This window comes from Roseibium sp. SCP14 (assembly GCF_040329475.1).
In the GTDB taxonomy this organism is placed as follows: domain Bacteria; phylum Pseudomonadota; class Alphaproteobacteria; order Rhizobiales; family Stappiaceae; genus Roseibium.
This window is the reverse complement of record NZ_JBDZYH010000001.1, coordinates 1,102,145-1,120,838: the sequence shown is the minus strand read 5'-3', so window position 1 is coordinate 1,120,838 and position 18,694 is coordinate 1,102,145. Positions and strand designations below refer to the sequence as shown.

Annotated in this window: 14 protein-coding genes; 5 read left to right on the top strand and 9 right to left on the bottom strand. The window is 57.1% G+C overall.

Annotated elements, in window-relative coordinates; genetic code table 11:
• Window positions 1–12: 12 nt before the first annotated feature.
• The 8 genes from ABLQ08_RS05100 to ABLQ08_RS05065 form a co-directional block, all read right to left on the bottom strand.
• Window positions 13–534 (bottom strand): copper chaperone PCu(A)C, encoded by a 522-nt coding sequence (locus ABLQ08_RS05100; protein WP_352940036.1) that lies wholly within the window; start codon window positions 532–534, stop codon window positions 13–15.
• Between the two features lie 37 nt (window positions 535–571).
• Window positions 572–967, bottom strand: coding sequence for a hypothetical protein (locus ABLQ08_RS05095; protein WP_352940035.1), 396 nt, complete (start codon window positions 965–967; stop codon window positions 572–574).
• A gap of 80 nt (window positions 968–1,047) precedes the next feature.
• The gene (locus tag ABLQ08_RS05090; RefSeq protein WP_352940034.1) at window positions 1,048–2,484 is read right to left on the bottom strand and encodes an MFS transporter; all 1,437 of its coding nucleotides are present in this window, start codon (window positions 2,482–2,484) and stop codon (window positions 1,048–1,050) included.
• A gap of 125 nt (window positions 2,485–2,609) precedes the next feature.
• On the bottom strand, window positions 2,610–4,571 hold the full coding sequence (gene dxs / locus ABLQ08_RS05085; RefSeq protein ID WP_352940033.1) for a 1-deoxy-D-xylulose-5-phosphate synthase: 1,962 nt from the start codon (window positions 4,569–4,571) through the stop codon (window positions 2,610–2,612).
• Between the two features lie 357 nt (window positions 4,572–4,928).
• Complete coding sequence (locus ABLQ08_RS05080) at window positions 4,929–5,960, bottom strand: helix-turn-helix transcriptional regulator (protein WP_352940032.1); 1,032 nt, start codon at window positions 5,958–5,960, stop codon at window positions 4,929–4,931.
• A 582-nt stretch (window positions 5,961–6,542) separates the two neighbouring features.
• Window positions 6,543–6,791 (bottom strand): exodeoxyribonuclease VII small subunit, encoded by a 249-nt coding sequence (locus ABLQ08_RS05075; protein ID WP_352940031.1) that lies wholly within the window; start codon window positions 6,789–6,791, stop codon window positions 6,543–6,545.
• Between the two features lie 124 nt (window positions 6,792–6,915).
• Entirely contained in the window at window positions 6,916–7,845 is a 930-nt protein-coding gene (locus tag ABLQ08_RS05070) for a histone deacetylase family protein (RefSeq protein WP_352940030.1), read from the bottom strand.
• A 547-nt stretch (window positions 7,846–8,392) separates the two neighbouring features.
• On the bottom strand, window positions 8,393–9,388 hold the full coding sequence (locus tag ABLQ08_RS05065) for an L-threonylcarbamoyladenylate synthase (protein WP_352940029.1): 996 nt from the start codon (window positions 9,386–9,388) through the stop codon (window positions 8,393–8,395).
• A 221-nt stretch (window positions 9,389–9,609) separates the two neighbouring features.
• Between ABLQ08_RS05065 and ABLQ08_RS05060 the strand changes: the two genes are divergently transcribed.
• From ABLQ08_RS05060 to ABLQ08_RS05040, 5 genes are all read left to right on the top strand, one after another.
• Window positions 9,610–11,391 carry an acyl-CoA dehydrogenase gene (locus tag ABLQ08_RS05060; protein ID WP_352940028.1) on the top strand — a complete coding sequence of 594 codons (1,782 nt, stop codon included), beginning with the start codon at window positions 9,610–9,612 and terminating at the stop codon, window positions 11,389–11,391.
• 22 nt (window positions 11,392–11,413) lie between these two features.
• Window positions 11,414–12,160 carry a crotonase/enoyl-CoA hydratase family protein gene (locus tag ABLQ08_RS05055; RefSeq protein ID WP_352940027.1) on the top strand — a complete coding sequence of 249 codons (747 nt, stop codon included), beginning with the start codon at window positions 11,414–11,416 and terminating at the stop codon, window positions 12,158–12,160.
• A gap of 113 nt (window positions 12,161–12,273) precedes the next feature.
• Window positions 12,274–13,137: an SDR family oxidoreductase gene (locus tag ABLQ08_RS05050; protein WP_352940026.1), complete on the top strand. Its 864-nt coding sequence runs from the start codon at window positions 12,274–12,276 to the stop codon at window positions 13,135–13,137.
• A 185-nt stretch (window positions 13,138–13,322) separates the two neighbouring features.
• Complete coding sequence (locus tag ABLQ08_RS05045; RefSeq protein WP_352940025.1) at window positions 13,323–14,837, top strand: ankyrin repeat domain-containing protein; 1,515 nt, start codon at window positions 13,323–13,325, stop codon at window positions 14,835–14,837.
• Between the two features lie 156 nt (window positions 14,838–14,993).
• Window positions 14,994–15,800, top strand: coding sequence for a mechanosensitive ion channel family protein (locus ABLQ08_RS05040; RefSeq protein WP_352940024.1), 807 nt, complete (start codon window positions 14,994–14,996; stop codon window positions 15,798–15,800).
• A 34-nt stretch (window positions 15,801–15,834) separates the two neighbouring features.
• Here the strand turns inward: ABLQ08_RS05040 and ABLQ08_RS05035 are convergent, their stop codons facing one another.
• On the bottom strand, window positions 15,835–18,621 hold the full coding sequence (locus tag ABLQ08_RS05035; RefSeq protein ID WP_352940023.1) for a cation:proton antiporter: 2,787 nt from the start codon (window positions 18,619–18,621) through the stop codon (window positions 15,835–15,837).
• Window positions 18,622–18,694: the final 73 nt, after the last annotated feature.

Here is an 18,694-nt window from a genome sequence, read left to right as displayed (position 1 = left end):
CTCCTGGGAAGATTAGTTCTTGCTGTGGTCCATTTTGCCATGGTCCATATTACTATGGTCCATCTTGTCGCTGTCCATGGATTTCGCACCCATTTTTGCAACGGACAGTTCGATGGTCACGTCACCGGCTTTTTCAAAAGTCAGAACGACGGGAACTGTGGCCCCTTCTTCAAAAGACTGGTTCAGCCCCATGAACATGATGTGCAGGCCGCCCGGCTTCAAGGTGACGGTTTCACCGGCTGGAATTTCGATGCCGTCTTCCAGCTTGCGCATTTTCATGACACCGTCGGTAACAGCCATCTCGTGAATTTCGGTTTTGCCGGCGACATCCGAGCTGACATTGATCAGGCGGTCGCCCTCTGAACCGGTGTTGACGATTTCAACAAAGCCGCCGCCAGCCTTGGCTTTCGGAGGTGTTGCACGGGTCCAGGGGTGAGTGAGCGTCAGGTCACCGGCCTTGTAGTCGTGCGCAATTGCGGAAAAGGAGACGAGCGTAAGAGCCGTCGCTGCGGCGATCGCTTTCCAGATTTTCATTATTCGGTCCTTGGTATCTGAAGTGTTGATTCGGAATTCAGATCAAGAAGGACGGGGGACCTCTAATGGGGGCGATTCCACCTTTGTCAGCCACGCAGAATGGCTGGTCTGCTCCTTCCGACGGAACGCCTGGAACCAGACCGAACATGGACGACACCGAGGAGATACCTGCAAGACATGGACCGAGCGCGCAGCCATGGGCGCAAACGGGACCACACTGGCAAGCCAGCACGTCATGTGAACCGGAGTAGCTCTGCTCCTGACCGGAAGGCTGACACAGGCTCGTCAGCCCCGCCGCTCCAGCGGCTTCAGGGGAAAGGGCTGTTACGAAAACAACAATGCAGAGACGCAGCGAAAACGCCAGCGCCGCGAACGCCACCAGTGGATGGCGCTCCTGCCGCAAGATCTGCAAGTGTGTTCTGCGTAAAGCCATGAAACGGCTATAGGCTTGTTTTTGTCTCCTGTCGAGCGGCGAAACCGCGCAGGTCAAAAGGCGGGTGTTTCAACCTGTTTTCAGGTGCCCGACCCCGAGGACGAGGTGTTGTCCGGTTGTTCTTCCTTCTCCGGGGAAGATGCTGATTCGCTCTCTCCGGAATCCGGTTCCTTCGCAGACCCGTCCTGTGTGTTCTCGGAGTTTTCCTCGTCTTCCGAAGGTGTTTCGAAGTTGTAGATATCGTCCTCGTAAGCCGGAAACTCTTCCGGAGGAATGACGTATTCTTCGGCCTCCGCATCCAGTGGTTCGGGAGAGATAACCGTACCGACCTGGGCTGTTGCAGCGTATTCGAAGTCTGTCTTTTCGTCCGCCGTCAGGGCCTCGCGGGCGAAGATGCGGGTCAGGATAAAGACGGCTAGGATCACGTTGACCGCGACCACCATGACATAGAGCCCGGACGGACCGATCTGTCCCATGATGCCGGAGGCGATCAACGGACCGGCGATGGACCCGATGCCGAACGACAGCAGCATGCCGGAAGACGTTTCGACAAAGTCCTCGGGCGCGGCGTGGTCGAAGGCGTGGGCAACGGCAACGGCGTAAAGCGGCTGGGTGCACATGCCGACCAGAACCGCGCTCAATACGGCAACTCTGAACTCGGTCGGTGAAAAGAAAACGATTGCCAGGGACGCCGCTGCAGTCGCGCATCCCAGTCCCATGATCACAAGACGCCGGTCCATGCGGTCAGACAACCGTCCAACCGGCCATTGTGCAAGCATGCCGCCGCCAATGATCGCGGCCGCATAAAACGCGGACTGGTTTGTGGAAAGGCCGATCTGCGAGCCGTAGAGCGGCGTCAGTGTCAACAGCGCGCCTTGAGAAACGCCGATCAGCAAAATGCCAACAAAGGCGGCCGGCGAGTTCTTGAACAGCTGCGCGGGACGGAAGCGGACGAGCGTGATCGGAGCCGGTTGCGTCGATGTGGTCAGCGAAACCGGCATGACGGCAAGGCTCACGCTGACAGATGCAATGGCGAACGGAACGAAGGAGGCGATGTTCGTAGCGGCCATGGAGATCTGGCCCAGCATCAGGGCACCGAACAGGATCACGATATAGAATGACATGATCGTGCCGCGGTTTTCGTTCGTGGCGCTTTCGTTAAGCCAGCTTTCCACGATCATGTAGAACCCGGCGAGGCTGAAGCCGGAAACGATGCGAATGATGATCCAGGCTGTTGGATCGATGATGATGGGGTGCATGATCGCAGCAGCGGACATCAGCGAAACAAGCGCAGCAAAGGCTCTGATGTGACCTGCGCGCATGATCACGAGTGGTGCGCCAAGACAACCGAGCACCATGCCAACGAAGTAGGCAGACGACATTGCACCGATTTCGAAATCGGAAAAGTAGAACCTGTCCGCAGCCAAGGGCAGCAGGGTGGTCTGCAGGCCGTGGCCGAAAATGAGCAGGGCGACCGACAACAACAGAGCGGACACGGAAAGGAGCGTCTGAGCCACAGCTGCCTCCAGAAACATGGCAAAAAACAAAAGCGCCGGTTGGAACCGACGCATTTCTTCCAGGCTATCAGCCTTTCCAGTAATGGAAGCGCGTGTCAATCACGAAACCGACACGCTATGTCGCCTTATGCACGCTGTGGCGCACTCATGGCTTCTGTCCCCAACGCAGCGAATACCGTGCGCATGATACCGTCGCAGTTGAGACCGGCACTCGCATACATCGCATCCGGCTTGTCATGGTCGATATAGGTGTCGGGAAGGGCAAGCGTGCGGATCTTGAGGCCGTTGTCCAACAGGCCGTCTTCCGCAAGCTGGGTCAGGACATGGCTGCCGAAACCGCCGGTGGAGCCTTCTTCAATCGTCACCAGCACTTCATGCTCGCGTGCAAGGCGGCGGATCAGGTCGATGTCGAGAGGTTTGGCGAAACGGGCGTCCGCAACGGTGGTGGACAGACCCGCTGCATCGAGCTCGTCCGCTGCCTTCAGGCATTCGCTCATGCGGCCACCGAAATTCAGCAGAGCAACCTTCGTGCCTTCGCGGCGAATGATGCCCTTGCCGATTTCAAGAACGTCGCCACGTTCGGGCATGTCCAGTCCGACGCCTTCACCGCGCGGATAGCGGAAGGAGATCGGACCTTCATCGTAAGCGACAGCAGTTGCCACCATGTGACGGAGCTCGACCTCGTCTGCCGCGGCCATCACGACGAAGCCGGGAAGACAGGAAAGGAAAGCCGTGTCAAAAGCGCCTGCGTGGGTCGGGCCATCGGCGCCAACCAGGCCGGCCCGGTCAATCGGAAAACGGACCGGTAGTCCCTGGATGGCGACATCGTGAATGACCTGGTCGTAGGCTCTTTGCAGGAATGTGGAATAGATCGCGGTGAAAGGCTTGAAGCCTTCCGTTGCCAGCCCGGCGGCAAAGGTGACGGCATGCTGCTCGGCAATGCCTACGTCATAAGTGCGCTCAGGAAAGGCTTCGCCGAACAGATTGAGCCCGGTTCCGTCCGGCATCGCTGCCGTGATCGCAACCACCTTCTCGTCTGCCTCCGCTTCTTTCATCAGCGAAGTCGCAAAAACGTTGGTGTAGCTAGGGGCATTGGCCTTCGGCTTCGCCTGCTTGCCTGTGACGACGTCAAACTTGGAAACGCCGTGATACTTGTCCTTCGCTCCTTCGGCCGGGCCGTAGCCCTTGCCCTTCTGGGTTACCGCATGGATCAGGACAGGACCGTGATGGGTGTCCCTGACGTTTTTCAGGACCGGCAGCAGGTGTTCCATGTTGTGACCGTCGACCGGGCCGACATAGTAGAAGCCGAGCTCTTCAAACATCGTGCCGCCGGTCCAGAACCCCCTGGCGAACTCTTCTGCACGGGCAGCCTTCTCAAAGACCGGCTTCGGCAGGTTCTTGACGATGTTCTTGGCTGCATCCCGCAAGGTCTGATAGGTCGGGCCGGACACCAACTTGGCGAGGTAGGCCGACATCGCGCCGACAGGCGGTGCAATGGACATGTCATTGTCGTTCAGGATGACAATCAGACGTGAACCCAGGTGCCCGGCATTGTTCATCGCCTCATAGGCCATGCCTGCAGACATTGCGCCGTCACCGATCACGGCGATGACGTTGTTGTCGCCGCCTTTCAGGTCGCGCGCAGCGGCCATGCCAAGGCCCGCGGAAATGGAAGTGGAGGAATGCGCAGCCCCGAATGGGTCGTACTTGCTTTCAGCGCGCTTGGTGAAACCGGAGAGACCGTTGCCCTGCCGAAGGGTACGGATACGGTCGCGGCGTTCGGTAAGGATCTTGTGAGGATAGCATTGATGTCCCACGTCCCAGATGATCTTGTCGTCCGGAGTGTTGAAGACGTAATGCAACGCAACGGTAAGTTCGACAACTCCGAGCCCGGCACCAAGGTGCCCACCGGTAATGGATACGGCGTCGATCGTTTCGGTGCGCAATTCGTCCGCTAGCTGTTGCAGGCTTGCTTCATCCAGCTGGCGCAGATCGGCAGGCGACGAAACCTGATCTAACAGGGGCGTATGGGGCTTGGAGGACACGCTTTCGATTGCTCCACATGTTGAGTCACGGCGGGCAGGCATACACCAACCCGATATAGGGCGCAAACACACTTGTTGGAATGCGCCAAATAGTAACGCGAAGCGATTTGCAAAGTAATTGCTGAAAAACTGCAATCTTGCCTTAATTTGAGTTGCCGAGTGAAGAATCTTTCCTCTGGGTAGTGTTTTTACCGGCAGTCACCCTTTTGGGTGATGCATCTTGCTCGCTTCTATCCTAATGGATTTGTCGTGGTCGATGGGGCCACGTGCACAGTGATCAACTTGGGGTCGTAGCAATACGGCCCCATTTTTTCATGAAGTCGTGGGTGAAGGATCAGACGGTTGTCTATCTGCCGCTGCGTCTATTTCACAGCTCGCGTTGTCGGCTGGAGGAGCGCGCTAGAAAAGCCCTGCCAGCTTATGCACCAGACCCGCAAGTTGAAGTTGCGTGTGCACGCCTGTCTTTTCATAAATACGCCGAAGGTGTGTCTTGGCCGTGTTGCGGGTTATGGAAAGAGAAGTCGCGGTCACTTCCATGGACCCTGTCAGCGTCAATTGCCGTGCCAGCCGGGCCTCTGATTGCGACAAATCGTAGTGTTCTTGCAAAACACCTTCAATTTCTTCGGGAAGATCAGCAGTGTCCGACAAACGGATCAGATACCAGATGGCGTCTTCTTCGGTGCTTTCAGTCGAAAAGGCTGAAACAGGCTCGATCGAAATGCGTTTCAAGGCGCCGTCCCGCACTGAAATGCACACGGATTGAATGTTGCCGGTGCAATCAAGCTCATCGACGCAATCCAGGCAATCAGTTGTTTCAGGACTTCGGGAGTGAAGCTCCGCGTGCAGTACCTGTAAAGCCGCCTCTACCTGCTTGTTCATGATAACGAGCTTCTGGTCGCGCCTCTCCGCAGCACCCGTTCCGACCAGGTGCTCTACAGCGTTCGGCGTGTGTCCGAGGATATGACGATCCGCGGAAATGAGAACGGCAGGCTGACCAAGTCCCGATACCAGTATTTTCTGAACCTGATTGTCGGAACGTTCCCTCTCAAGCTCAAAATGGTTGTTCAGAGCGGGGGTCAGGGCCTGAACGATGGTCTTGAAGGTTCGGGTCGCGACTGTGACGTCAATGGATTGGGGTGTGTAATCGGTAAACAGGCAGGCAAACAAAACCGTGGAAGTTTCGGACCTCCAGAGGGGAGAGATCAGTCCGGGAGACGCGGCAAGATGCGAATGTTGCTCTTCCTCGCGCGGGGAAGAGCCACTCATGCTCGGTTCGATTGTCCGTTGATCGTCTTCTTGCCCCGTGCCGCCCGCTGTCCTGCTGTCCAGAGCGGTCTTGCAATAAGGATAGAGCAGTTTGCCTTCACTCAGAACGAAGTCCAGCGCATTTCGACCGCCAGCCGTTTCGATGCCCTGAAGAATTCTGCTCAACACGCACCCGGCGCGATGTCCGCCGAACCTGTTGGTCGGCACGCCATTCTTATCGAATTCCGCAAGAAAGGATCTGCAGTTCAGGCTGGTGTCTACCGTCTCCAGAACCGAATCCCATCCTTCTGGTTGAGAATGGCAAATCAGTGCTCTCTTAAGTAGATTTACTTCATTTGATTTGCTAAGTGATGGCATAACACGCTGCATCTACTAAGGATTACATAGCAACCTCTTGGTATTGTAAATATTACTATCAATGGAGGAAGGGTAAGGCAATATGAAAGCTGAAGTAAAACCGGGCGAGGCCATCACATTTAGATAGCGGCAATTAATGCCCGATATCTGCGAACGCGCGGGCCGTCAACCGTACAGGTGCGCCAGCACTTCCACTTTGCTCGGACAAACGTCTCGCGCGTGCGGAGGGACGATCATACAGGTTGAGCCGCATTATGGTTTGCGACTGGGGGCGGAGGTGAAAATGCGCTGTTGGTGGGCATGAGCAGCACGATCCAGTCCGAATTTATGCACCTGATGCGACTTGATGCGTTTAGTTGGACCTGATCCGCGGTGGTGAAGCTGGCTGTGTTACTGCGGGTCCAGTTCCGTTGTGCCGCTTGCTTCGCCGTTTTGACCAAGCTGGATTTTTTCAACTTTAGCTTCGGCCGATTTCAGAAGCGTGTCGCAATGCTTGCGCAGGGCATCGCCGCGTTCATACATCTCGATGCTGCGCTCAAGCGGTACGTTGCCCTGCTCCAGTTCCCGCACAATTGTCTCCAACTGCTTGAGGGCTTCCTCGAACGAGAGGCCTGAAATGTCGTTCGCAGCTTCGGTCATTGTGACGGTTCCTGTTTGACGCGGTATCAGAACTGGAAATTCGCGGGGTTGATCGTCAACGTCAAGACATCAATCGAAGATTGGGGCGATGATCCCCCGCGATTTGAAGAAACCGGGCTGCGGGTCAGCCCGTCATCAGCGTCATCACATGGGCTGCAACGGATCGGGCAAGACCTTCAAGGTCGTATCCGCCTTCCAGAACCGAGACCACGTGCCCGTTGCTGTGCTTGTCGGCGACATCCATCAGAACCCGTGTTGCCCAAGCAAAGTCTCCCTCGACGAGGTTCAATCCACCAAGCGGGTCTCGGGCATGTGCATCGAAACCGGCAGAGATGATCACAAGCTCTGGTGAGAAGTCATCGAGCCGGGGGAGCAGGGCGACTTCGAAGGCCTCCTTGAACCCAAGTCCGTCTTCACCGGGAGCTAGGGGGACATTCACGATCGTGTTGGCTTCGCCCGTTTCCGAGGCTGCCCCGGATCCGGGGTAAAGCGGCATCTGATGCGTCGAGCAATACATGACGCTCGGATCGTCCCAGAAGATGTCCTGTGTACCATTGCCGTGATGCACGTCGAAGTCGACGATTGCGACCCTGCCGATGCCGTGTTTCTCCTGTGCGTAGCGGGCGGCAACGGCTGCATTGTTGAAGAAGCAAAAGCCCATTGCCCGGTCCTTCTCGGCGTGATGACCCGGCGGGCGGGATGCGGAAAAGGCATTGGCGACTTTTTTGGTCAGAACCTCGTCAACCGCACGGCATGCCCCTCCGACGCCGCGCAATGCCGCCTCCCAGGTGCCGGGCGACATCGTGGTGTCGGCGTCTACCCGAGCGGTGCCTTCCTTGGGGGCGAGCCGGTGCAATTGATCCACGTAGCTCATGGGATGCGCGCGAGCGATGTCTTCCACGGTTCCAATCGGAGCAAGATCGCGCTCCACCGACTGAAACTTCTCATGTTCCAGGATTCTGTCGATCGCGCGGATCCTGTCAGGTCGTTCGGGATGGCCGACCGGTGTCAGGTGATCGAGATAAGCGGTGTGGTGAAGAATGAGCGTGGACAAAGAAGCGGTTCCGGAAGGTAATAGTTATAATTCAACCGTCATCTGAGCGGTCGCCGGTGCTTCTGTCAATTGATGATAGGTCGTAGTTTAAAAGGCCGATTGATTGCGCTCAGGCTCGGGCAAAAAGGAGGCCGGCTATTTTGCCGGCCTATTTAAAGGTGCGAGCACCGCAATGCCCGAGGGGAGGTCCGCTGCATCTCAATTCTGATTCTTAGATTACGTGATTCCCGTCGGGGAATGCGAGCTTTTTACCGTAATCCATCAGCTAATCGATGTTGATAAGTTTCCAATAGAAGGTCCGTGTCAGTCAATTATTGTATAAATTGCTTAACCTGATTGAGAAGATAAACTGTATTCTTGTTTATCTGCTATATTGGAAACCAGAAGATCTTGAGGATTAACTTCAGGCGGTCGAAGTTCAATTGACGAGACAAGTCCTGGCCGCGAGATGCTGATTTTTAAGGCTTTTGTTGCTTCGGAAAAACACTTGTCATCACGCGTCGCGATTCAGCTACGCGTGTCGATAGACCAAAATCTGACGGCAAATTCAGTTTCTCGGTGCCGCCGCGCGTTGCAATCGGTCGTTGATGGCCTCTCCAAGTCCGAGGCTGGGGATAAACTGAACCCTGATGGAGCCGGCTCCGGTGGCATCGAGCGCGCGCATGGCCATGAAAAGATTGGAGGCAGCTTCCGCGAGGTCGCCTTCAGGACTCAGGTTGAATTCCGCTCGTGCCTTGTCGGCGCCCCTAATCCGGTCTGGCCCAAAGGAAAGCAGCGCATCCTCCGGACTTGCTTCGCTTGCATTCAGGATCATCCTGGCATTGGGGGCGTAGTGAGAGGAAAGCATTCCCGGCGCCGACGGCGCATCCGGCCGCATGCTCTCGGACACTCCCTGCAGACTTTTGCCAAGAACCTGTTCGATGTCTTCACGCGAAACGCCGCCAGGACGCAGCAATCGGGGAGACCCGTCAGTCAGGCCGACAATCGTGGATTCAATTCCGACGGCGCAGGGGCCTGCATCGATGACGTAGCTCAGCGAAGGCTCCAGATCGGCAATCACATCCTCTGCCTGTGTCGGGCTGATTTTCCCGGATGTGTTGGCACTCGGGGCTGCCAGCGGCCGTCCCGTCTTTTCAGACAAGAGCCGCATTACAGGACCATCCGGAACCCGCAGCGCAACGGTGTCGAGGCCTGCGGTTGCAAGATCAGAGATCGGAGAAGATGTTTTCCTGGGCAGAACCAGCGTCAACGGTCCTGGCCAGAAAGCGTCGGCAAGCGCAAGCGCCTCATCAGAGAATTCGGCATGCTCTTCTGCGGCCGACAGCGAAGCGACATGAGATATCAGCGGATTGAACTGCGGACGCCCCTTGGCCTCGAAAATCTTTGCACAGGCGATGCCATTGGTCGCGTCCGCAGCCAGTCCGTAGACCGTCTCGGTTGGGATCGCTGCAAGCTCACCCCGCAAAAGCGCCGCACATACGCTCTCCACTTCAGGGGAGGCTTGCCAATCAGGGCTATTCGGGTCAAGCGTCCAACGCTGCATTCTGCTGGTCTTTCACGAAGCATCGCCAGATGTATTGGCCAAAAAGACTATCACCTGCCGCTGCGATACGGGTTGACGTTAACGTCAACAGGGCTATTGTCCTGTCAAACCGCTGTCACATGCGCCTTTTGCGGACAAGCCTTGCCGTCGTCAAGCTTTGAACAGCGAAAACCGTCAATTGCCGGCGTTCATCAAGCTGGCCGGCTCCTGGGAGGACCTGAATGTATCGCGCCCCTGTCGATGAGATTAGCTTCACTCTGAAACATGTCTGCGGACTGGGAGATGTGCAGAACAATGCCCGTCATGCTGAACTGGGTGACGATCTGGTGGACGCTATCCTGAACGAAGCCGGGCGGTTCGCGAGCGAGGAAATCGCCCCGCTCAACAGCGTTGCCGACAACTACGGAACGCCTTTCGAGAACGGCGAGGTTACAACGCCTCCCGGATGGCGCGAGCTCTATCACAACTGGATTGAAGGTGGCTGGAACGGTCTGTCTGCAGGGCAGGAAGCCGGAGGGCAGGGGCTGCCGCAGATGCTTTCAGCCGCCGCCCTGGAGATGTGGAACTCAGGTTCGATGGCCTTTGCCATCGGTCCCACATTGACCATCGGTGCCGTTGAAGCGATGGAAAAGCACGCCTCCGAAGAACTCAAGGCCAAGTATCTTGAGAAGCTGGTTTCGGGGGAGTGGATGGGCACGATGAACCTCACCGAGCCCCAGGCCGGTTCCGATCTGAATGCTCTCAAGGCGAGGGCGGAACGACGCGACGACGGCACGTACCGGATATTCGGCCAGAAGATTTTCATCACCTATGGCGACCACGACCTGACGGACAACATCATTCACATGGTACTGGCGCGCCTGCCCGACGCTCCTGCCGGCACAAAAGGCATTTCTCTGTTCCTGGTGCCCAAGTTCCTCGTCAATGATGACGGCTCGCTCGGCGACCGCAACGATGTTCGCGTCGCCGGCGTCGAGCACAAGATGGGCATCCACGGCTCACCGACATGCACGATGGCCTACGGTGATGAGGATGGAGCGATCGGTTGGTTGATTGGCGAAGAAAACCGCGGTTTGGCCTGCATGTTCACGATGATGAACAACGCCCGCCTAGCCGTTGGCATCCAGGGCCTGGGTGTTGCGGAGCGGGCCTATCAGCACGCCTTGTCCTATGCTTTGGAACGCAGGCAGGGAAAGGCGCCGGGAGACAAGGGAGAGGGCATGAGCCCGATCGCGCGTCATCCCGATATCAAGCGCATGCTCCTTGGCATGAAGTCCCGGACCCAGGTTTCACGGGCGATCTGCTACGCCTGCGCGCATGCCATCGACATGGCAAACATCAGCGCCGATGAAGAGACACGAAAGTTCTGGAACGAAAGGGCCAGTCTGCTGACGCCTATTGCCAAGGCCCTGTCCACCGATTTCGGGGTTGAGGTCGCCTCTCTCGGCGTCCAGATCCATGGGGGGATGGGCTTCATTGAAGAGACGGGGGCGGCCCAACATCTGCGTGATGCCCGTATCGCACCGATCTACGAGGGCACGAACGGCATTCAATCCATCGACCTCGTCATGCGCAAGCTTCCCTTGTCGGGCGGCGAGCATATCAAGGGGTTCATACTGGAACTCAAATCGGTGGCCGCACAGGTCGCAGCTTCCAACCGCCCTGAATTCGGCGCAACGGCCGATCGGCTGAGCGCGTCCATCCGGGATCTTGAAGAGGCAACCGATTACATGCTGACCGCGCAGGCCGAGGGGCGTGTGGCGGATGCCCTTTGCGGAGCAACGCCGTATCTTCGGGTCGCCGGTCTTGCACTTGGCGGAGCGCTGCTTGCCAAGGGCGCCTTGCGTTCAGACCAACAAAACGCAGAGCGTCTTGCCGAACGAACCCTGCTGGCTCGCAGTTTTTGCGAGACAACCATGGGAGAAACGGCTGGCTTGAAATCGGACATCCTGTTGTCCGCCGAAGCCATTCAGGCGTTTGACGCCGAATCCCTGGTGTCCTGAGCAGCTTGATTGGAGTTTATTGATGATCCGCAAGAGCTTGGAAAACGGCGTTCAGATCCTGCGTCTGGACCGGCCGGAGAAGAAGAATGCGCTGACCGGTGCCATGTATACCGATCTGGCCGAAGCGCTGGAAGCCGGTAACGGTGATGACGCGGTCCGCTGCCATCTGATTTGCGGACAACCGGAAATCTTCACAGCCGGCAACGACATTGGCGACTTCCTGCAATATGCGGGCAAGTCAGGTGTTTCGGAGACGCCTGTGGTCAGGTTTCTGCGTGCGCTGGTCAAAAACGAAAAGCCTCTGGTCGCTTCCGTTGACGGCATCGCCATAGGTGTCGGGACAACGCTGCTCATGCATTGTGACATGGTGTTTGCAAGTCCCAGGGCGCTGATCCGTTCGCCCTTTGTCGATCTGGGGCTTGTTCCAGAAGCTGGCTCCAGCCTGCTTGGTCCACAGCTGATGGGACATGCCCGGGCGTTCGAACTTCTGTGCCTCGGCAAGGCATTTTCCGCCGAAAGGGCAATGCAGGCAGGCCTCGTCAATGAAGTTGTCGAGGAGGGCGTTGATGAGGTCGCCATGACCTGCGCCATCGAAATAGCCCAAAAGCCGCCAGAAGCGCTCGCGCTGTCCCGCAAATTGTTGCGTGGTGACACTAAGGTTCTTTCGGACCGCGTGGAGGAGGAGATCAAGATTTTTGCCAGCCGCCTGAGCGCGCCGGAAACCATCGCGGCATTCCAGGCCTTCATGGCGAAGAAGTCAAAAAATTAGCTGGCTAATAAAAAGAACTGAACGCTGCAGGAATCGATATATCGCCATGCAAATGGTGAACCCACACCATCAATCCGGGCGTCTGCTCCCGGACCTCTTGGAGGAGAAGAAGCATGTCCCTGAAGGGCAAAACACTCTTTGTTACAGGTGCCTCCCGCGGGATCGGCAAGGCCATCGCGTTGCGGGCGGCAAGGGACGGGGCGAATGTCGCTGTCGCCGCCAAGACTGCTGAGCCGCACCCGAAACTGGAAGGAACGATCTTCACTGCGGCAGAGGAAATCGAAGCCGCCGGTGGCAAGGCGTTGCCGATTGTTCTAGACGTGCGGGACGACGAGGCGGTCAAGGCGGCAATCGATCAGACTGCGGCGCATTTTGGCGGTCTCGATATTCTGGTCAACAACGCAAGTGCGATCCAGCTGACGCCTTTGGCGCAAACGGACATGAAGCGCTTTGATTTGATGCATCAGATCAACACGCGTGGCACCATGGCCTGCTCCAAGCACGCTATCGATCATCTCAAGAACTCCGACAATCCGCATATTCTGATGTTGTCGCCACCGCTCGACATGCAGGAGAAGTGGTTTGCTCCGTTCACGCCATATTCGATTGCAAAATACGGTATGAGTCTCGTTGTGCTGGGACTTGCCGGAGAGTTGCGCTCCAAGGGGATTGCCGTGAATGCGCTCTGGCCGCGAACGACAATCGCGACCGCCGCGATCAAGAACATCATTGGTGGCGACAAGATGATGCAGCAAAGCCGCACGCCGGATATTCTTGCTGACGCCGCCCATGAAATTTTTATCTCTCCAGCCAAGGAGTTCAGCGGTCAGTTTCTGATCGACGACACATTCCTCGCAAGCCGTGGGGTAAGCGATTTCGATCAGTATCGTGTCGACCCAAGCCTGGCCCTTGCTCCGGATTTCTTTGTTCCGGACGACAGCAAGGCTCCTTGCGTAATGGGGCCTGTCAAAAGCTGATGGATGAGACGCGCCGGAACGGGCTTGCAATTTCAAGCCCGTTCCGGCACGGTTCCGGTGCCGATGAGGGCGGCAGCCGGATCCGCGGAAAGCGAAAGCACCCTGACACTTGATGACCAATGCCGGTTTTTCACCTGCGCCCGACACAAGCGGATCGCCCGGGCATCTGAAACAGGAGAAAAGCCATGTCTGACGGCATTGCTCAAGATCTTGAAATTCATAAAAAAGCTGCCCGTACTCTTCGCAAGTCTCATGCGAAGGGTGACATGATTGCGATCTCACGTGTTGCAGAACACGTCCCTGAAGGGAAGTCACTCAAACATGCCGATTTCCTGCATGTGATCGCGCGCGAAGCTGGCTATGAAAGCTGGCCGAAGCTGAAATTTTCCGTCGAAAGCGCAGCAATGAGCCGGGAGCAACGGGCGGAACGACTGAAGGTCGCCCTCTATTTCGGTCAGAAATGGGTGATCGAAAAACTGCTCAAGGATGATCCGGGTCTGAAGGATGCGAACCTGGGTCTTCAAATTGCGCTATACGATCTTCCCGCAGTTCGCGCGTCAGTCGCTGAAAGTCCGGAAGCGGCGGTCTGTGTCATTGGAATTCGTTCACCGATCCTGCATCTGGCATTTTCCAGGGAGATCCATCGGAACCCGGAAAAGGCAGAGGATATGCTCGCCATTGCGGAGCTTCTGGTTGCCAATGGAGCTGACGTCGACGACGGCTATCCGGCTGAACCCGGGGCGGAGCACAAACTCTCCGCACTTTATGGTGCCATGTGTCATGCGGATAATTTCGAATTGGGCAAGTGGCTCTTGGAGAAAGGTGCCAATCCGAATGACGACGAAAGCCTCTATCACAGCACCGAACTGAACAGGCCGCGTGCGCTGGCGATGTTGCTTCAGTATGGAGCCAAGCCGGACGGAACAAACGCTTTGCCGCGTGCGCTCGACTTCGACAATGTCGAGATGGTGCGTCTGTTGTTGGAAGCAGGCGCGGACCCGAACGTCGCGGTGCCCTATCATCCGAGCGGACAGCCCATGAACACCGTTCCGTCTCTTCACCAGGCGGTCCGGCGCGGAAGGTCGGTTGAGGTGATGGAGTTGCTGCTGAGATATGGCGCCGACCCGGACACGGTGTGGGAGGGGCACACGGCTTATGCCATGGCCCGAATATACGGCAATCAGTCAGCCGCTGAATTTCTGGAAGCACAGGGACATGCTCGCCCTCTTTCGGGAAATGAGCTGGTCCTCGCCGCCTGTGCCGAAGGCGTCGATCTCCCCGGGCGTCTTGTGCTGGACGAGCTTGAGGACGAGGACAGATGTCTGTTGACCACAATTGCCGCCGAACCGGGCAGGCTCGATCAGATCAAGGCGCTGGTGGCGGCAGGGCTTGACCCTGACTGCACTGACAGCATGGGACTGCCACCGCTTCATATTGCAGGCTGGAATGGTCTCGTCCCTGAAATGGCATACTTTCTCTCTCTCGGACCGGATCTGACACGCAAGAACGGGTATGGCGGGGACGCGCTTGATACGGTGATCCATGGATCGGAATTCGCTCCCAAGAGACCGGAGGCGGATCACATCACCTGCGCCCGTTTGCTGCTTGAGGCCGGAAGCGTTCTCTATCCGCAATTCGTGACCGCATGTGGAAACGAGGATCTGGCACATTTCCTGGAAGAATGGCAGGACGGCCACTAAGAACAGGCGGGCGGTCATTTCCGGCCGCCTCGCACGCCTGGTTTTTCTGCGTCCCGGACTGGTCCGCCAACAACTGCGGACCTGCTGGTCAGCATAGATTTCCACTGCTAGAACTAAGTCATTGCAGATTTTAAGTGTTCTGATTGGAGGGTTCTCATGGAAAGCGCAATGGATCAGGCCGCAGCCTATATGCCGCTGGTTGTCAATGCGGTGAAGGCTCTCATTGTTCTGGTCATAGGCTGGCTTTTGGCCGGTATCCTTTCCGGAATGACGAGAAGAAGGATCGTCAGTCATCCTCGTATCGATGATACGATCGGTGGCTTCGCGGCTTCGATTGTTCGCTGGCTGGTGCTGCTGGTGACTGTGATCGCCGTGATGCAGCTGTTCGGCATTGCTGCGACAAGTCTCGTCGCCGTTCTGGGTGCCGGTACGCTCGCCGTTGGTCTCGCTTTGCAGGGAACGTTGAGCGACATTGCGGCCGGCGTGATGCTGATCATCTTCCGGCCCTACAAGATCGGCCAGTTTGTCGATATCGGCGGCACGTCGGGTACGGTCAAGGATCTCAATATTTTCGTGACCGAGCTGGTTACGCCGGACAATGTCCAGATCATCCTGCCGAACGGCAAGGCCTGGGGAACGGTCGTGACTAATTTTTCTGCGCATTCAACCCGTCGCCTCGACCTGACTTTCGGCATCGACTATGGCGACGATGCTGACAAGGCCACGCAGATTATCCTGGATGTCGCCAACGCCGACGAGCGGGTCCACAAGGATCCCGAAGCATGGGTGCGTGTAACCAATCTGGGTGACAGTTCAGTTGATCTGGGAGTTCGTCTGTGGTGTGACGCAGGCGACTATTGGGAATTGAAATTCCATATGTTGAAAGCGGTGAAGGAAGCCTTCGACGCTGGCGGCATTTCCATTCCCTACCCGCATACGGTCGAAATCAAGAAGGCCGGATAAGCAAGGCTTGCCAAGGTCTGGAAGGGGACGAGCATCAATTCGATGCCGTTCCCTTTTTCGTATCTGTCGGGTCACAGGATGCCTGTTCCTCTTCTTCAGAGGATTGGTCAGGGTCGCTTTCATCGTTGGCGGCAGTGCTGTTGGTCAGCCTGATTTCGTCGGTCACTTTGACTTCGACCGAGATCTTTTCAACTGCTGCCGAGTTCTGATGCGTGTGCGCTGCTTCGGAGGTCTCGCCGTCCTGTTCAACCGGACCGGCTTCTTCTTGCGCCTGGTCTTCTGCCGCAGTTTCTTCCTTGAATTGCGGCACGACCGGATCCTCGATTTCGTGTTCCGGCTTGTCCGTATTCATCAGCTGGCGTCTTTCGGCGAGCGCGATAACGTGTTCGCGCACGTCGGGGTTTTGTTCCATGAGCGCCTTGAAGTCCTGCGCACGCAGGCTCAAGAGCTGGCAGTAACCAAGCGCGACAACGTCGGCGCTGCGGCGCCCCCCGGTCATCAGCGCGATCTCGCCGAAAACATCTCCGCGCCCGAGCCGGATATTTTGTGCCGGCGCACGAACTTCGACTGCACCCGACGCGATGAAGTAGGCCGCATCCCCGCGGTCACCCTTGCGGATGAGTTTTTCGCGCGGTGTCGCGAATTGAGGTCTCATCATTCGCCTGATGGCCTTTTGCTGTTTTCGCGGCAGGTCTGTGAAGAGAGGATGGGCACTCACCAGGTCGCTGGTCTTCAGCCCCAGATCGAGTTTCGGTCGCTCATAGCTGGCTTTTCTGACCCTTTCGATATCCTTGAGCAGGTCCTGATGCAATTCGGTGCCGATCAGCATCTGACCCTTGGCTTCGTCATAGGCCGTTTCCTCCAGCCGCGCGCCGGCCTTGCGCAGGAACTGGCTTTCCAGCGCATCGGCATATTCGGGATACTGCAGTCGCAGGGCGTCGATGGCCTGAATAGTTTCATCCTGCCGATTGCACAGAACGTCTTCCAGAATGTCGGCGACACGATCGCCCAGAAGCGGACGAATCCGACGGTTGTTGAAGTCCACGAGCTCGTCGGCAAGGATGCGGTAGACCAGCAGGAACTCGAACCGGTCCGCGAGCTTGTTGGCAAGCGGTCGGGTGATGCGCAATCGGCGTTGCAGCGTTTGCGAAAACCGGAATCCCAGGTCGAATTTCAACGGCTGGCGGGTGGCCTTGATGTAGCCGGCGCGACCTTCACTGCGCGTCAGGTCGCCGATGCGGCCCGTGAGCGTGAGGAATTTCGAGACCGAGCGCCCGGAAATGGTCTTTTCGTGGAAGTGTTCCAGGACTAGCTGCTGCTCCCGGTCGGCAAGGGCGATCAGGCCGATGCGGACGCGGTCCCAGTCTTTCAGCTCTTCCAGCTTGTTGGTTTCGGAAGCTGCCGCCGCCGCACGCTCATCGTAGTCCTTCAAAACCTTTCCGGTCACATTCTCGTCGATATGATAGTCCTTGGCAGCGGTTTCGAGTTCCTGGCGTACGTCGGACAGCGCAAGCGAGAGGAACTGCGTTCTCAAGGCTTCATCACGCGCGTTCAGGCGGTCCAGACCGAGCAGACGGATCAGAGGTTTCAGGCTGGTGCCATAGACGAGAAGAGTGAACAGGACGAACCCTGTCGCCAGCTTTGTGATGAACCCGGAAACTTCAGATGGCAGTCCCGTGTGCTCCGAGACACTGAGTGCAAGGGTCAACGTCACGGCACCGCGCATGCCGCCCCAAAGGATAACGGTCTTGTACTTGCTGTTGACCCTTTGCCCCGCACCGATCGTGCTCAGGATCGGCAGCAGGCCGAATATCACCACGGCCCGTGCAGCAAGCGCGGCAATGATCACGACCAGCAGCAGCAGAATGTCGATCGGTGTGAACCCTTCGACAAATTTCGGGATCAGGATCGCGGACAGCAGGAAGATCAGGGAAGCGGCCCAGTAGGACAGTTGCTCCCACACGGAATGCAGAAATTGCCAGTTGGACGGATGAATGCGGGCAGGTCCGTAAAGATTGAAAACCGTTCCCGCACAGACGACTGCCACAACGGCTGAAACGTCAACGAATTGATCGCTGAGAACATAGGTTCCATAGGGCAGGGCCAGGCTCAATGTCACTTGTGCGAGCGGAAGATCGCGCATCAGGGGAAGGACGCTGACGGCAAGTCTTGCCAGCACTGTCCCGATGACCAGTCCGCCGACGAAGGACCGCCCGAATGCGATGAACGCTTCGCTGAGCGTAAGTGCCTGATGTTCTGTCAGGATACCCAGGAGAATAACGAATATCACGATCGCGGCGGCATCGTTGAGAAGGCTTTCTCCTTCCACGATCCGCCCCAGCCGGGCAGGGGCTCCGATGTCCCGGAATATCGCAACGACCGCGACGGGGTCTGTGGTGGCGACGATTGAGCCCAGAAGGAGGCAGGCCACCAGCGACATGCCTGCAAGCGGATAAAGTGCGAAACCGATGAATCCGGTTGCGACGAACACCGCGACAACCGCCATTACCAGAATGGGGCCGATATCCTCCAGAATGCGCCGTATATCCAGCGTGAGCGAGGTGTGAAACAGCAGTAGAGGCAGAAAGATGTAAAGGATCATCTCCGAGTCAACGGGAGGATTCACGAAGACGTTCGCAATTGTATTGAAGGCATCCGTGCGCGGCGTATAAAGCAGGTACGTTGCCAGAATACCGATCATCGTGCCGACCATGGCAAGCAGCACGCTGGGGGCAAGTCCCAGACGCCGCGCCAATGGCTGCAGCAGAGAAATCGTGACCAGCAACAGCGCGAAGGCGCCTGTAATTAAAGGTGTTTCCATAATTCCAATGTGCCCTGCGAATGCGGCGATTTCAAATTCGCAGGCGAATTAACCGTAATGGGTTTTGTGTTTT

Excerpts from the sequence above, each read along its gene's own strand:
- ABLQ08_RS05055 (WP_352940027.1), top strand. The coding sequence starts at position 11,414 with ATGATCCGCAAGAGCTTGGAAAACGGCGTTCAGATCCTGCGTCTGGAC.
- dxs (WP_352940033.1), bottom strand. The coding sequence starts at position 4,571 with ATGCCTGCCCGCCGTGACTCAACATGTGGAGCAATCGAAAGCGTGTCC.
- ABLQ08_RS05040 (WP_352940024.1), top strand. The coding sequence starts at position 14,994 with ATGGAAAGCGCAATGGATCAGGCCGCAGCCTATATGCCGCTGGTTGTC.
- ABLQ08_RS05095 (WP_352940035.1), bottom strand. The coding sequence starts at position 967 with ATGGCTTTACGCAGAACACACTTGCAGATCTTGCGGCAGGAGCGCCAT.
- ABLQ08_RS05100 (WP_352940036.1), bottom strand. The coding sequence starts at position 534 with ATGAAAATCTGGAAAGCGATCGCCGCAGCGACGGCTCTTACGCTCGTC.
- ABLQ08_RS05045 (WP_352940025.1), top strand. The coding sequence starts at position 13,323 with ATGTCTGACGGCATTGCTCAAGATCTTGAAATTCATAAAAAAGCTGCC.
- ABLQ08_RS05035 (WP_352940023.1), bottom strand. The coding sequence starts at position 18,621 with ATGGAAACACCTTTAATTACAGGCGCCTTCGCGCTGTTGCTGGTCACG.
- ABLQ08_RS05060 (WP_352940028.1), top strand. The coding sequence starts at position 9,610 with ATGTATCGCGCCCCTGTCGATGAGATTAGCTTCACTCTGAAACATGTC.
- ABLQ08_RS05075 (WP_352940031.1), bottom strand. The coding sequence starts at position 6,791 with ATGACCGAAGCTGCGAACGACATTTCAGGCCTCTCGTTCGAGGAAGCC.
- ABLQ08_RS05050 (WP_352940026.1), top strand. The coding sequence starts at position 12,274 with ATGTCCCTGAAGGGCAAAACACTCTTTGTTACAGGTGCCTCCCGCGGG.
- ABLQ08_RS05065 (WP_352940029.1), bottom strand. The coding sequence starts at position 9,388 with ATGCAGCGTTGGACGCTTGACCCGAATAGCCCTGATTGGCAAGCCTCC.